The organism is Mycolicibacterium arcueilense (genome assembly GCF_058536225.1).
Map to the genome: position 1 here is coordinate 1,616,669 of NZ_JBZTYL010000007.1, position 12,917 is coordinate 1,629,585.

Here is a 12,917-nt window from a genome sequence, read left to right on the forward strand (position 1 = left end):
AACAGTAGCCCACGGACGCACACAGACACAAATTCCTCGGTTTTGACTTGCATTGCGGGGCAACGTAAACAGTCCGCACCCCGCGAAACGGCTCCGTGATCCGGATGCCGACGACAGGCGTCGGAGTGCAGTTCGTAGGATTCCTGGATGGCGCTCAACGTCGATGAGACGTTCTCCGTGTTCCGGATCGTTCGCCCGCTGGGGCCGGACGGGGCGGGGGAGGTCTACGTCGCTCAGCATCCCCGGCGTCGTGGCATTGAGGCGCTGCGGGTGCTGCCCGAGGACTGGTCCGACGAGCCCGGATACCGGGAGCGGTTTAACCGTCAGGCGGATGTGGCCGCCGCGTTGTGGCATCCCAGCATCGCCAGGGTCCGTGGCCGCGGGGAACACAACGGTCAGTTCTGGATATCGAGGGACTTCGTCGACGGCGCGAATCTCGCTGGTCTCCTCGATCAGCGGTACCCCGACGGGATGCCGCGCGAACAGGTTTTCCGCATCATCATCGCGGTCGCCGGTGCGCTCGACTACGCACACAAGCACGGTTCCCTGCATCGCGACGTCGGGCCGGCCAACATCGTCGTCACCGACGCCGACGGTGATGCGGGGCCGCACGCCGTTCTGGTCGACCTCGGTGTCGCACGCAACGCCGAGGCTGCAGACAACCCCGGCTATGCCGCGCCCGAACAACTGATGGGGGAGAACGTCGATGGCCGCGCAGATCAGTACGCGCTGGCCTGCACCGCCTACCACCTGTTGACCGGAACGCAGCTGTTCGAGCATCCCAATCCCGCTGTCGTCGTCAGCCGCCACGTCAACTCCAAACCGACGGCGTTGGCCGACGTGCGGCCCGAGCTGGCCGACCTCGATCCGGTGCTGGCCAAAGCTCTGGCCAAGAACCCGGCTGACCGATTCGTCAGCTGCGGCACTTTTGCCCACGCCCTGGCCGATGAAACCCCGTTGCCCGCGGTGACTTTGGCGCCGGCGTCAGCTGCCCCGATGTCCCCGCCCGGGTTTCGGTTGCCCCAGACGCCAGGTTGGGCGCCCATAGTGGCGACCGCCGCCGTCTGCGTCGTCGCCGGTGTCGGCATGTGGCAGCTGTGGCCATCCGCTGACGCTGCAGCCAGCGAGCAGCCCAGCCCACCACCGAGCACAGCCGTTGCCGGCGCCACGAACGCGGCGGCCACCCCAGCGCCCAGCAGCCCGGTCTTCGACGGCCTCTACCGCCTCGACTACGACAACCCCCACGCCACTCTCAACGGCAACCCCTGGCCCGCGGCGGGCAACCAGATCGCAAGCTACTGGTGGGCATTCCGATCGGCCTGTACGCCCTCGGGATGTGTCACGACGTCGACACGCATGGACAGCACCAACCATGCCGTTCCCTACCTCGATGGCGGCGGCATGACGGCGGTATTCCGCTTCATCAACAACTCTTGGCAGGGGGATCCGGGGCAGGGCTCACTGCCCTGCGAGGGCCCGAACGTCGGGCTGACACAGGCAACGGATACGGCCTTGGCTTTGACATCGCAGCCCGACGGCGGGCTGGCCGGCGCTCAAACCACCACCATCCAGTCCAACGAGTGTGGGCTGCAAGGTGCGGTGATCACCGTGCCGGTTCTCGCGACCCGGCTCGACGAAGTTCCACCGGGCAGTCCGATCGCCGACCCTGCCGCGGTTGTGGATCCGTTGCCGCCCCCACCTCAATTGCCCCCGCCGCTGCCGCCGGGCCCTGCGCTGCCTCCTCCTCCGCCGCCCGCCCCTCCGGTGGCGCCACCGCCGGCGATCGGCGCCATCATCCCGAACCCCATCCCGGCCGCCGCTCAGCCCCTCCCGCCGGCGTAGGTACCGGCCCCGGGCGGCGACAGGAGTTCAGCAGCTTCGCCGAAAAGCGCCGTCCTGCCGCTACTTATGTGCTGGCCGCTGGCGGCGGATGTCAGGTTTCTCAGTTCCGGGGATTCGCTGCGTGACACCGACCAAGATGCCAACCATGCCATTGAGAAATGATTGGACCATCGGCGACTTGTTCACCGCGTCGGACCATAACGCTGTCGCAGACGCCGTCAATCAGAACACCACGGACCTTGCCACGGCGGTCACCGCATTGTCAGGGAAAGCGGATAGAACCACGACGATCACGGCGGGCACGGGCCTGATCGGTGGTGGTGACCTGTCGGCGAACCGCACACTGTCGGTGTCGTACGGTGCGACGGCGGGAACGGCATGCCAGGGCAACGACTCCCGCATCACCGGGGCTGTTCAATCCGGCGCAGCGGGCAGCGTCATCATCGGAACGCTTCCCACCACTGGGGTTACCGGCGTCCTCTACGTGGTGCCCTGATGCCCGACCTCACGGTGTGGAACGGCTTCTCGTTCGTCAATGGCGCCCCAAAGATCTGGAATGGATCGGCGTTCGCCAACCCGTCATCGATCTGGATCTGGGACGGGTCCACATATCAGCAGGTGTGGTCAGATGCAGGCGAGTACGGATCGACATCGTTCTGATCAGCTTCGCCGACGATTTGGAACACCTCGCGAAGCCTTTTCGTCTTGTCTGTCATGCGGCTTGAGTACCCATGCGGGGATCCAGTGGGTCACCGTCTTTTCGCTCGCGCCGTAGCGGACGGGGTAGGTGACGAGGCCCCACCACTGGCCCTGTTCGCACAGCGCCCAGCAGGTGAGCTTGCCTTCGACGACCTTGCTCATCTGGATGCCCAATGGGTGGTAGCGGCCTGTGAGGTGTGGCTCGCGGGGGAACAAAGCGACCAGATCGACCAGGACGGGCGCGGGTGGCCGTACGACGCGGAACGCGTCACGGACAGGTTGCCCGCCGTAGCCGATGGCCTGCATGTCGCCCACATATCGATCATATGTTCGAACGCCCGGATGATCTAACGGGATGCCTCACTGGGTCGCTCCGTCCGGCGGCGGTATCTGTCGCCTACGCGAGCGTGTCAGGACACAGCTCGAATTGCGCCGCGTCGATCAGGGCGTTCACCTCCGCCGGGCCCAGCTTGCGCTCGGGGGTCGCCTGATCGTTGTACACCTTGAACAGTCCCACGACCGTCTCGCGGGATGTCCCATCGTGCATCAAATCGCAAACGAAATGCCCGGTTTTCAGCGCATACGGTTCGTAGTCCGGCCCGATTTGGTAGCCGTAGTCGACTCTGAGGCGCTCCAGATAGCTGGCTTCGCTGGCATGTGCGGTCCCGATTGGCGTGGCGACGGTGAGCAGGGTTGCTGCGATCGCTGCGTATCTGACGGGAATCACCTGTGAAGTATTGCTGAAGCCATCCCGTGTGTTCGCGAATTACCGAGGGCTGCAAGGAAAGTCGAACCTTGCACCAGGGCCCAGAAACAAGAAAGGCCCGGTAAAAACCGGACCTCACCTCGTAAAACTATGGTGCGCGATACTGGGATTGAACCAGTGACCTCTTCCGTGTCAGGGAAGCGCTCTCCCGCTGAGCTAATCGCGCGGGTTGAAAACCTTCTTGGAGGTGGAGACGGGAATCGAACCCGTGTGCACGGCTTTGCAGGCCGTTGCCTCACCACTCGGCCACTCCACCACTGGGGTTGATGCCACAAATCGCACCTTCGAGCGGATGACGGGATTCGAACCCGCGACCCTCACCTTGGCAAGGTGATGCGCTACCAACTGCGCTACATCCGCGCGCCACGAGCGAGATCGTCGCCCGTCGCGATGCAGAACATTAGTCCACCGACGTGCGCAGACACAAATCCCCATTACGGGAGGGCAAAGCGCGGTCAAAAACGGTGTTTCAGAACAGGTGATAGGCCTGCCGGGAGAGCGTGAACCCGTGGCGGCTCTTCACGTCGAGACATGTGATGCCCGTCGCAGTGCTCTCGCAGCGCAGCACCCCTGCGGTGATCGAGTCTCGGTCGGCCAGTTGGAGGTCCGCGCGCGGCGCGGTGTCGCCGGCGCATGCGAATTGCGCGGGGCGCCCGGGGCTCAGCGTCATCCCGTGGCCGTAGTCGAACGCGCAACTGGCCGGTCGTAGGGGCGGGGCCCAGTTACGTTCGATGATGTCGCAACGCGCGGTCGCGGTATCGAGGTAGCACCGCACGTTGCCCGACGGTGAGTCGAAGCTCGTCGGGCCTGTGACCTGCCGGTTCACCAGGTCGGCGACGCTCTGGATGTTGGGCGTTACGGCCGGTGCCTGATCTGTCATGGCGCCCGGGGCGCTGTGGCAACCCGAAAATAGTGCACTAGCAGCAAAAACTGCGCCGCTGACCGCCGGCCAGCGGACCCGCAGGTGAACCATGACGGGTGACCATACGCCCGCATCGGCGTGCATATTTGGCAAATCAAACAAGTCGATCGGCTGGATGCCGATTCGGGTCTGACCGGAAACGCGTGCTAGTGTTCGACGTCGTTCCCACGGTCTCGTAGCTCAGTGGGAGAGCGTCCGCCTCACACGCGGAAGGTCGCTGGTTCGAACCCAGCCGGGACCACCAGCACCTCAGGCGGCTTCGGAGAAATCCGGGGCCGTTTTTTCGTGGCCGGACACACACGTGGCGGTGACGGAGTGTTGTCCGTCCGATTCGGTAGGGTCCTCCGACGTGACTCAGAGCGTGACCGTCGGAACCATCAAATCTGTAACTGCCCGTCTGGCCGAGGAACTCGCCGTGGGCGAGGGACAGGTCGTCGCCACCGTGGCGCTGCTGGACGAGGGCGCGACGGTCCCGTTCATTGCCCGGTACCGCAAGGAGGTCACCGGCAGTCTCGACGACGGACAGCTGCGCACGCTCGAAGAACGCCTGGGCTACCTGCGTGAGCTCGACCAGCGTCGGGAAGCCGTGCTGGCCTCGATCGAGGAGCAGGGCAAGCTCACCGACGAGCTCAGGGCGGCCCTGATGGCCGCCGACACGAAGGCCCGGGTCGAGGACATCTACCTGCCCTACAAGCCAAAGCGGCGCACCAAGGCCCAGATCGCCAAGGAGGCCGGGCTGGAGCCGCTGGCGGAGCGGCTGTTGGCCGATCCGACGCTGGTGCCCGACGAGGTGGCCGGCGAGTTCCTCAACGACGACGTCGCCGACGCGGCCGCCGCACTGGAAGGTGCCCGTCACATCATCATCGAGCGGGCTTCCGAGGATGCCGAGTTGGTCGGCGCGACCCGCGAAAAGTTCTGGGCCGACGGTTCGCTGCGCACCGGCCCGTGGTCCGAAGAAGCGGCGAAAAGCCCAGCCGCGCAGAAATTCCGGGACTACTTCGAGTTCTCCGAGCCGCTGGAGAACATGCCGTCACACCGGGTGCTCGCAGTGCTGCGCGGCGAGAAGGAACAGGCGCTGTCACTCAACTTCGACGGCGGTGAGGACGACCTCTACCAGGCGATGATCGCCCAGTCGCTCGGCATCGACATGGCTGCCAAGGCCCCGGCCACTCCGTGGCTGACCACCACTGTGCGGTTGGCCTGGCGCGCCAAGCTGATGATCTCGGCCGCTGTGGACGCCCGCATCCGGCTCCGGCAGCGCGCGGAGGAGGAGGCGGTGGCCGTGTTCGCCCGCAACCTCAAGGACCTGCTGTTGGCCGCGCCGGCCGGCACCCGCGCCACTCTCGGTCTGGACCCGGGTTTCCGCACCGGGGTCAAGGTCGCCGTCGTCGACGCCACCGGCAAGGTGGTCGACACGTGCGCGATCTTCCCGCACCAGCCGCAGAAGCAGTGGGACCAGGCCAAGGCCACACTGGCGGCCCTGATCGCCCGGCACAACGTCGAGTTGATCGCCGTCGGCAACGGCACCGCCTCGCGCGAGACCGACGCGTTGGCCGGTGAGCTGATCGCCGACATCCGGTCGGCCGGGGCGAACGCGCCGGCGAAGGCCATGGTCAGCGAGGCCGGTGCCTCGGTGTACTCGGCGTCCGAATACGCGGCGCGGGAGATGCCGAACCTCGATGTGACGCTGCGCGGCGCAGTCTCGATCGCCCGTCGTCTACAGGATCCGCTGGCCGAACTGGTCAAGATCGACCCGAAGTCGATCGGGGTGGGGCAGTACCAGCACGACGTGACGCCAGGCTCGCTGGCGCGCAGTCTCAATGCCGTCGTCGAAGACGCGGTGAACGCGGTGGGGGTGGATCTCAACACCGCCTCGGTGCCGCTGTTGGCCCGGGTGTCGGGGGTGACCGAATCCCTGGCCGAGGCCATCGTGGCCCACCGTGAGAGCGCCGGTGCCTTCCGCAGCCGCAAAGCGCTGCTGGACGTTCCGCGGCTGGGCCCCAAGGCCTTCGAACAGTGCGCGGGCTTCCTGCGGATCCGCGACGGGGAGGACCCGCTGGACGCCTCCGGGGTGCACCCCGAGTCCTATCCGGTGGTTCGGCGCATCCTCGACCGCTCCAACGTGACGCTCGCCGAGCTCATCGGTGACGAGCGCACCCTGCGGGGTCTCAAGCCGACCGACTTCGCCGACGAGCGGTTCGGTGTGCCCACCGTGACCGACATCCTGGCCGAACTGGAGAAGCCCGGGCGTGATCCCCGGCCGGCGTTCTCCACCGCCACCTTTGCCGCCGGCGTCGAGAAGGTCGCCGACCTCAAGCCCGGCATGGTGCTCGAGGGCGTGGTGACCAACGTGGCCGCCTTCGGCGCCTTCGTCGACGTGGGCGTGCACCAGGACGGACTGGTGCACGTCTCGGCGATGGCCGACCGGTTCATCTCCGACCCGCATGAGGTGGTGAAGTCGGGTCAGGTGGTCAAGGTCAAGGTCGTCGAGGTCGACGTGGAACGGCAGCGGATCGGACTGACCCTGCGGCTCAACGACACTCCGCAGCAGGGAAAGCGCCCCGACCGCAACGATCGTGGCGGTCAGGGCGGCCAGAACCGTCGTGACAGTGGTGGCAACCAAGGCCGTGGCAATCAGGGGCGCGGCGGTGACCGGCGAAACCAGAACCGCGGCAACAACTCCGGTCGCCGGGACTCGAATCAGCCCATGGGCTCGATGGCCGAGGCGCTGCGCAACGCCGGCTTCGGCAAGTAGCGGTTAGGGCGTCTGCTCCGGGGCCTGATCAGCCCCGGAGTGGTGGCGGCGCCAGGAGCGGTAGCCGCGGTGGGCGGCGAACGCCCCGACGACGGCGGTGACGCACCACACCCCGATCGCCGTATAGGCCAGCGGGGCCGACAGATCACCGATCGACGCGCCCAGCGCGGTGTAGACGAATGCGCGCGGCACCGAGCCGATGAACGCCCCGACTGCCATCTGCCACAACGGCACCCCGAAGGCTCCGAACGCATAGGACGCCAGGGCGTCGGACAGTCCGGGAACGAACCGCTGTCCGACCACCGCCCACAGACCGCCCCGTTCGATCTGGTGGTCCAGTCGATCGGCCCGTTGCGCCCCGAGCAGAGCCCGGGCGCTGTCGCGGCCGGCGCGTCGCCCGATCAGGCTGGCCACCACCGCGGTGCCCACCGTTGCGCCCAAGGTGACGAAGGTGCCCAACACCGGACCGAACAACACCCCGCTGCCCGCGGCCAGGATCGGGCCCGGGACGAACAGTGCACCGAGGCAGGCCGACACCACGACATACGCCAGTGGCGCGGCGGGCCCCGTCGAGGCGACCAGGGCCCGGATGTCGCCGACGTCGATGACGCGCGCGACGGCCACCAGATAGAAAAGCCCGAACAGAAAGGCCGCGAAGGCGACGAGCCGCAGGATGTGCGGTCGCCGGTTGATGGCGGGGGGATCGTCGTCGTCAGTCATGGCGTCCACGATTGTTCCGTACCGCGTGGCATCGCGGCGCGTAGCGTGAGGTCAATCGGGGTGCGACGACGGGACGAAAGGAACCAGGAGATGGACATCGCGTTGGTGGCCACCACGAGAGGCCCGTTCGATGAGGCGGTCGCGCGCACGCGAGACGCGCTTGCCGACCAGGGGTTCGGTGTATTGACCGAGATCGACATCAGGGCCACGCTCAACGCCAAACTGGGCGGTGGTGCCGGTGACGAGGTGGGGGACTACCTGATCCTGGGTGCCTGCAATCCCCAGTTCGCCCAGAAGGCGCTCGCCGCGTTTCCGCCGATCGGCGTGCTGTTGCCGTGCAACGTGGTGTTGCGCACCGGCCGCGGTGGTGAGGACGTGGTCGTCGTCGAGGCGATGAACCCCAAGCTGATGGCCGAGGTGACCGACGAGCCGGCACTGGCCGATATCGCCGCCGAGGTCGGCCGCCGCCTGCAGGCAGCACTCGACAGTCTTTAGATCACTCCGATGCCGCGTCGATCACGCCGTCGAGAATCTCGCGTGAGGTCGACAGGTCCCTGATTGCCTGCTCGAGCCGGTTGCGTTCGGTGGTCAGCTCGGTGAGGAGCCGGGGCGTGGCCTGAGGGGCCGGCCCGCCGTCGGTGTCGCGCATACACGGCAGGAGCGACGAGATGGTGCGGCTGTGCAGTCCGGCGGCGTAGAGCTCCTGGATGCGGATCACGCGGTCGACAGCCTTCTCCGGATACTCGCGTTGCCCACCAGATGTGCGGTCCGACGCCAACAGTCCCTGCTCTTCGTAGTAGCGCAGCGACCGTTGGCTGACCCCGGTGCGACGCGCGAGTTCGCCTATGCGCATATGCCAGTTATACCCACCCGACTTGACCCTGACATTGGTGTGAGCTCGTAAGGTTCGCCATGACCACGTCGCAACCGCCTTTCGCCTACAGTCCGATCACCGAACGCCCGCCGATCCGTTGGCCCGGTGGCGCCCGAGTGGCGGTGTACATCGGACTCAATGTCGAGCATTTCCTCGTCGATCGGCCCTCGACGAGTATCTGGCCGGGGACGGCGGAGCTGACCCCGGATGCGCTCAACTACGGTTGGCGGGATTACGGCGCGCGGGTGGGGATTTGGCGCACCATCGAGGCCCTCGACCGGCACGGTATCCGTCCCAGCGTGCTGCTGAACACGGCCGTCATCGAACACCATCCGCAGATCGTCGCCGCCGGTGTGGAACGGGACTGGGCATGGCTGGCGCACGGGCAGACCAACTCGATTCTGCACACCGGGTTGGCTGTCGACGAGGAGCGTCGGATTCTCACCACCATTGCCGAAGACATCGCCGATGCGACGGGCCGGCGCCCGCAGGGCTGGATGGGGCCGGGCCTGACCGAAACCGCGCACACTCCGGAACTGTTGGCCGAACTCGGTTTTCACTATGTCCTCGATTGGACCAACGATGACCAGCCCTATCCGTTGGCGGTCCCGGGCATGCTCAGTGTGCCGTATTCGGTCGAGCTCAACGATCTGCTGATCTTCGGGAAAGGTTTCACCGGAGCTGAGTTCGTGCAGATGGTGGTCGATCAGTATGAGCAGCTGCACGCGGATTCGGCCATCAGCGGGCGGGTGATGGCGTTGGCGCTGCACCCTTTCGTGATCGGGCAACCGTTCCGGCACAAGTACTTCGATCAGGTTCTGCAATTTCTGGCTGCTCAACCCGACGTATGGTTGACGACCAGCGACGAGATCGCCGCGCATGTGCGGATTGATTGCGAACGCCAATAGCCGCAGCACGATTGGGCTCACAATGCTGGACCGTCGCAGTGCGAGATGTCAGACTGCGGTAGGGCGGTGGGGCCGGTGACCGGGGGTCCGGGCCGTCGGGAAGGTCGGGAAGGTCGGGAGGACCACGATGACAGCAATCACCGGCATCGCCCACCGTGACAACGGCGCCGTGCCACCATCGGTACCCCTTGCCGAGATCGACCTCGGATCGCTCGACTTCTGGGGGCGTGACGACGACGCTCGCGACGGCGCCTTCGCCACATTGCGTCACGACGCGCCGATCTCATTCTTCGAGGTGGCCGAATACGCCGGATTTCCCGGCGGCGCCGGGCATTGGGCGTTCACCCGTTACGACGATGTGCACTTCGCCAGCCGGCATCCCGAGCTGTTCAGCTCCAGCCCGACCAGCACGACACTCAACGACGTTCCCGCCGAGATCGCCGAGTTCTTCGGGTCGATGATCACACTGGACGATCCCCGCCACACCCGGCTGCGGTGCATCGTCAACCGGGCCTTCACCCCGAAGGTGATCGCGCGGATCGAGCAGAGCGTGCGGGACAGGGCCCAGCGGCTGGTGTCCGCCATGGTGGACGCACACCCGGATGGCACCGCGGACTTCGTCGAGGAGGTGGCTTCGCCGCTGCCGCTGCAGATCATCTGCGACATGATGGGCGTCCCGGAGGAAGATCAGGCCAAGCTCTTTCACTGGACCTCGGTGCTCATGGGAGCTGGGGACGACGAGGTGTCCACCGACGATTTCACTGGGTATCTGCAGGTCGCCACCGAGTTGGCCGGCTATGGCGTGGCACTGGCCGAACAGCGCCGCGCGCATCCCGGAGACGATCTGACGACGAGTCTCGTCGAGGCAGAAGTAGACGGAGAACGGTTGTCGTCCAACGAGATCGCGTCCTTCTTCATTCTGCTGACGGCGGCGGGCAACGATACGACCCGCAACGCCATCAGCCACGGCATGGTGGCGCTGAGCCGTTATCCCGACGAACGCGCCAGGTGGTGGAACGACTTCGACACGATCTCTCCGACTGCAGTCGAAGAGATCGTTCGGTGGGCGTCACCGATCATCTTCATGCGGCGCACCCTCACCGAGGACGTGGAGCGCGGCGGCGTTCAGATGAAGGCGGGAGACAAGGTCTCGATGTGGTACAACTCGGCCAACCGTGACGAGCAGGCCTTCGCCGAGCCATGGCGGTTCGACGTGTTGCGAAATCCCAATCCGCACATCGGGTTCGGTGGTGGCGGCGTGCACTTCTGTCTGGGAGCCAATCTTGCCCGGCGGGAGATCCGGGTGGCCTTCGATGAACTGCGTCGCCAGGTTCCCGACATCGTGGCGATCGGCGAGCCGGCTATCCTGCGTTCAGCGTTCGTGCACGGCGTCAAACACCTGCCGGTTGCGTGGACCGCGGTTGCCTAGGGTGAGACTCCGCCCCGAGCTTCTTGAGGGCGGCGGTCGCGTCCAGTGAACGCACCGGGCGGCCCACCCGGGCATGTTCGGCGGTGACTCGCTGGATCAGTTCGTTGACGGGCGCCCGCAGACCGTGCAGGCGGGCCTGAAGCACGATTTCACCGTTGAACCAGTCGGTTTCGACCTGGGTGTGGCCTCGGGCCACGCTCTGCCACGTGGAGCTCAGGTAATCGTCGTTGACCCTGCCCTGCAGTAGATCCCCGCGGCGCAGTGCATCCTGCTCGGCGGTGACGAAGGGGATGCCGGCCGCGGTGAGCACGTGTTCGGCCTCCGTGCGGGCACGAGCGACCAGTTCATCGGCGTCGGGTCCCGGACGGTATGCCGCGATCACACCATTGCCCAGGTTGGCGATCAGCTTGCGGTGCTTCCACGCCATGACATCGTCGCGAACCGAGGAATGGAACCCGGACTCGCGGAGCGTGGCGGCGACCTGTTCGGCCGGCTCGTCATGGCCGGTGGGGTAGCGGCCGAGATCGAGGATTCCCGCCACCGGGTGGCTCTGCTGAATGACCACGCCAGGGTCGAGGTGAGCTGCCGGGAGCATCACGGTGACGCCGTAAACATTGGCGAACCTCCGCAGCGCGGCGGGCTCGTTGGCCACTCCGTTCTGCGCGACGAACACCGCGGTATCCGGCGGGGCGTAGGCGCTGAGATCATCCAGGGCGGAGGCGGTCTGGTGGCTCTTGACCGCGAGTATCACCGCCGGGTTGGCCGACCAGTCCACGTCGCGGGCGCTCGGTGCGGCCGGGAGGGCCACGGCATCGGTACCGGCCTGTGTCACCAGGGTGAGGCCTCGGGCGCGGATCGCGGAGAGGTGCTCTCCGCGGGCGACAGCTGTCACGTCGAATCCGGCCAGCCGCAACCGTGCGGCGATCACGCCGCCGATCGCGCCGACCCCGTACACCACGAGCGGTCGGGCCGTGGTCACGACGCGACACCCAGCGGCTCGGTGGACTGTCCGGGCAAAGCCTGTTCGGCGATCGTCCGCAGCGTGCGCAGGATCAGTGCGATGTTGGGATCGCGCTGCCGGCCGGCGCGCACCACGGCACTGATGGTGCGTCCGCCGAGAGTGAGGTCGTCCACGAGCAGTCCTTCCAGCCTGGAGGGAACCGACAACCGGGGCACAATGGCCGACGCTACCTCGGTGGCCGCCAGCTCGCAGATGTTCTGGGCGCCGATCAGCCGGTGCTTGACCTGTGGGGTGAAACCGGCGCGCTGGCACGCATGCGTCGCGGCGATCTCCAGACCGGAGCCTTGAGGGCCGGTCACCCAGAACCCGTCGGCCAGGGCGGACAGGCCCTGGGTGCGGATTCTCAGGTGGGACTGCGTGGGCGCCAGCAGCACGTGTGGTTCGAACAGCAACGGCACGGTGGTCAGTCCGCCGGCGGAGTCGGGGCCTAGGACGTCGTAGTGGCAGGTGATCGCGACGTCGACCTCACCCTGACGCAGCAGGCGCAACGCGCCCGAACTCGTGTCCTGCTGAACCTGCACACGTAGATCCGGCTCGGCGGTGCTGAGCCGTTGCATCAGGGGAACGGCCAGCGTCGGAATCCCCATGTTGAACGTGGCGATGGCGACCTGCCCTGCCACCCGGTCCCTGGTTTCGGCGACCGCGCTCATGGCGTCGTCGACGGCGGCCAGGACGCGACGCACATGCTCGGCGAGGACCTGGCCGCTGCGGGTCAGTCCGAGGGTTCGTCCGTCCCGACGGAACAGGACTGCGCCTGCTTCTTCCTCCAGGACACGAAGTTGTTGGGATACTGCAGAACTCGTGATGTTGCGATGTTCGGCCACGGCGGTCACCGAGCCGAGGTCTGCGAGATCGGACAGCAGCATCATCCGACGTAAGTCCAGCATCAGGCACCTCCTGCGAGGTGATGATCGCAGAACAGATCGGCGCGGCCGCTGACATGTGCGGCCGGTTGGGCCCGTCTCGCCGCCCTGATCAGGG

At 66.5% G+C, this 12,917-nt stretch carries 14 protein-coding genes and 4 tRNA genes; 8 read left to right on the forward strand and 10 right to left on the reverse strand.

What is annotated here, in order from left to right; genetic code table 11:
* Nucleotides 1-147 precede the first annotated feature (147 nt).
* The 3 genes from AC4LGL_RS12145 (at nt 148) to AC4LGL_RS12155 (ending at nt 2,502) form a co-directional block, all read left to right on the forward strand.
* On the forward strand, nt 148-1,842 hold the full coding sequence (locus tag AC4LGL_RS12145; protein WP_491838899.1) for a serine/threonine-protein kinase: 1,695 nt from the start codon (nt 148-150) through the stop codon (nt 1,840-1,842).
* Between the two features lie 145 nt (nt 1,843-1,987).
* Nucleotides 1,988-2,338, forward strand: a complete 351-nt coding sequence (locus AC4LGL_RS12150; RefSeq protein WP_491838900.1) for a hypothetical protein — start codon at nt 1,988-1,990, stop codon at nt 2,336-2,338.
* Nucleotides 2,338-2,502, forward strand: coding sequence for a hypothetical protein (locus tag AC4LGL_RS12155; protein ID WP_491838901.1), 165 nt, complete (start codon nt 2,338-2,340; stop codon nt 2,500-2,502). The genes AC4LGL_RS12150 and AC4LGL_RS12155 overlap by 1 nt, the downstream gene beginning before the upstream one ends.
* Here AC4LGL_RS12155 and AC4LGL_RS12160 read toward each other — a convergent pair whose 3' ends face one another.
* The 6 genes from AC4LGL_RS12160 to AC4LGL_RS12185 form a co-directional block, all read right to left on the reverse strand.
* Nucleotides 2,503-2,847 carry a hypothetical protein gene (locus tag AC4LGL_RS12160; RefSeq protein WP_491839349.1) on the reverse strand — a complete coding sequence of 115 codons (345 nt, stop codon included), beginning with the start codon at nt 2,845-2,847 and terminating at the stop codon, nt 2,503-2,505.
* A gap of 91 nt (nt 2,848-2,938) precedes the next feature.
* A complete protein-coding gene (locus AC4LGL_RS12165; protein WP_491838902.1) occupies nt 2,939-3,268 on the reverse strand; it encodes a DUF732 domain-containing protein in 330 nt (109 codons plus the stop codon).
* Between the two features lie 130 nt (nt 3,269-3,398).
* Nucleotides 3,399-3,473: transfer RNA gene (locus AC4LGL_RS12170), tRNA-Val, on the reverse strand.
* Nucleotides 3,474-3,489: 16 nt separating this feature from the next.
* A tRNA-Cys gene (locus AC4LGL_RS12175) sits at nt 3,490-3,563 on the reverse strand.
* 31 nt (nt 3,564-3,594) lie between these two features.
* A tRNA-Gly gene (locus AC4LGL_RS12180) sits at nt 3,595-3,667 on the reverse strand.
* Nucleotides 3,668-3,776: 109 nt separating this feature from the next.
* Complete coding sequence (locus AC4LGL_RS12185) at nt 3,777-4,187, reverse strand: hypothetical protein (RefSeq protein WP_491838903.1); 411 nt, start codon at nt 4,185-4,187, stop codon at nt 3,777-3,779.
* A 211-nt stretch (nt 4,188-4,398) separates the two neighbouring features.
* On the opposite strand from AC4LGL_RS12185, the gene AC4LGL_RS12190 reads away from it, so the two are divergent.
* Nucleotides 4,399-4,473, forward strand: a tRNA-Val gene (locus AC4LGL_RS12190).
* A gap of 105 nt (nt 4,474-4,578) precedes the next feature.
* Nucleotides 4,579-6,984 carry a Tex family protein gene (locus tag AC4LGL_RS12195; protein ID WP_491838904.1) on the forward strand — a complete coding sequence of 802 codons (2,406 nt, stop codon included), beginning with the start codon at nt 4,579-4,581 and terminating at the stop codon, nt 6,982-6,984.
* Nucleotides 6,985-6,987: 3 nt separating this feature from the next.
* Here the strand turns inward: AC4LGL_RS12195 and AC4LGL_RS12200 are convergent, their stop codons facing one another.
* Nucleotides 6,988-7,704: a TVP38/TMEM64 family protein gene (locus AC4LGL_RS12200; protein ID WP_491838905.1), complete on the reverse strand. Its 717-nt coding sequence runs from the start codon at nt 7,702-7,704 to the stop codon at nt 6,988-6,990.
* 90 nt (nt 7,705-7,794) lie between these two features.
* On the opposite strand from AC4LGL_RS12200, the gene AC4LGL_RS12205 reads away from it, so the two are divergent.
* Complete coding sequence (locus AC4LGL_RS12205) at nt 7,795-8,199, forward strand: DUF302 domain-containing protein (RefSeq protein ID WP_491838906.1); 405 nt, start codon at nt 7,795-7,797, stop codon at nt 8,197-8,199.
* Between the two features lies 1 nt (nt 8,200).
* Here AC4LGL_RS12205 and AC4LGL_RS12210 read toward each other — a convergent pair whose 3' ends face one another.
* Nucleotides 8,201-8,557 carry a MerR family transcriptional regulator gene (locus AC4LGL_RS12210; protein ID WP_491838907.1) on the reverse strand — a complete coding sequence of 119 codons (357 nt, stop codon included), beginning with the start codon at nt 8,555-8,557 and terminating at the stop codon, nt 8,201-8,203.
* 59 nt (nt 8,558-8,616) lie between these two features.
* Between AC4LGL_RS12210 and AC4LGL_RS12215 the strand changes: the two genes are divergently transcribed.
* Together AC4LGL_RS12215 and AC4LGL_RS12220 are read left to right on the forward strand one after the other, a co-directional pair.
* Nucleotides 8,617-9,486, forward strand: a complete 870-nt coding sequence (locus AC4LGL_RS12215; protein WP_491838908.1) for a polysaccharide deacetylase family protein — start codon at nt 8,617-8,619, stop codon at nt 9,484-9,486.
* 127 nt (nt 9,487-9,613) lie between these two features.
* On the forward strand, nt 9,614-10,915 hold the full coding sequence (locus AC4LGL_RS12220; RefSeq protein WP_491838909.1) for a cytochrome P450: 1,302 nt from the start codon (nt 9,614-9,616) through the stop codon (nt 10,913-10,915).
* Here the strand turns inward: AC4LGL_RS12220 and AC4LGL_RS12225 are convergent.
* The gene (locus AC4LGL_RS12225; protein ID WP_491838910.1) at nt 10,878-11,894 is read right to left on the reverse strand and encodes a ketopantoate reductase family protein; all 1,017 of its coding nucleotides are present in this window, start codon (nt 11,892-11,894) and stop codon (nt 10,878-10,880) included. The two genes, AC4LGL_RS12220 and AC4LGL_RS12225, sit on opposite strands and share 38 nt — an antisense overlap.
* Entirely contained in the window at nt 11,891-12,823 is a 933-nt protein-coding gene (locus tag AC4LGL_RS12230; RefSeq protein ID WP_491838911.1) for a LysR family transcriptional regulator, read from the reverse strand. The genes AC4LGL_RS12225 and AC4LGL_RS12230 overlap by 4 nt, the downstream gene beginning before the upstream one ends.
* Nucleotides 12,824-12,917: the final 94 nt, after the last annotated feature.

What these genes read in the sequence shown, in the direction of transcription:
- AC4LGL_RS12215 (WP_491838908.1), top strand. Translation starts at nt 8,617, where the DNA reads ATGACCACGTCGCAACCGCCTTTCGCCTACAGTCCGATCACCGAACGC.
- AC4LGL_RS12150 (WP_491838900.1), top strand. Translation starts at nt 1,988, where the DNA reads ATGCCATTGAGAAATGATTGGACCATCGGCGACTTGTTCACCGCGTCG.
- AC4LGL_RS12230 (WP_491838911.1), bottom strand. Translation starts at nt 12,823, where the DNA reads ATGCTGGACTTACGTCGGATGATGCTGCTGTCCGATCTCGCAGACCTC.
- AC4LGL_RS12200 (WP_491838905.1), bottom strand. Translation starts at nt 7,704, where the DNA reads ATGACTGACGACGACGATCCCCCCGCCATCAACCGGCGACCGCACATC.
- AC4LGL_RS12145 (WP_491838899.1), top strand. Translation starts at nt 148, where the DNA reads ATGGCGCTCAACGTCGATGAGACGTTCTCCGTGTTCCGGATCGTTCGC.
- AC4LGL_RS12210 (WP_491838907.1), bottom strand. Translation starts at nt 8,557, where the DNA reads ATGCGCATAGGCGAACTCGCGCGTCGCACCGGGGTCAGCCAACGGTCG.
- AC4LGL_RS12220 (WP_491838909.1), top strand. Translation starts at nt 9,614, where the DNA reads ATGACAGCAATCACCGGCATCGCCCACCGTGACAACGGCGCCGTGCCA.
- AC4LGL_RS12155 (WP_491838901.1), top strand. Translation starts at nt 2,338, where the DNA reads ATGCCCGACCTCACGGTGTGGAACGGCTTCTCGTTCGTCAATGGCGCC.
- AC4LGL_RS12185 (WP_491838903.1), bottom strand. Translation starts at nt 4,187, where the DNA reads ATGACAGATCAGGCACCGGCCGTAACGCCCAACATCCAGAGCGTCGCC.
- AC4LGL_RS12160 (WP_491839349.1), bottom strand. Translation starts at nt 2,847, where the DNA reads ATGCAGGCCATCGGCTACGGCGGGCAACCTGTCCGTGACGCGTTCCGC.
- AC4LGL_RS12205 (WP_491838906.1), top strand. Translation starts at nt 7,795, where the DNA reads ATGGACATCGCGTTGGTGGCCACCACGAGAGGCCCGTTCGATGAGGCG.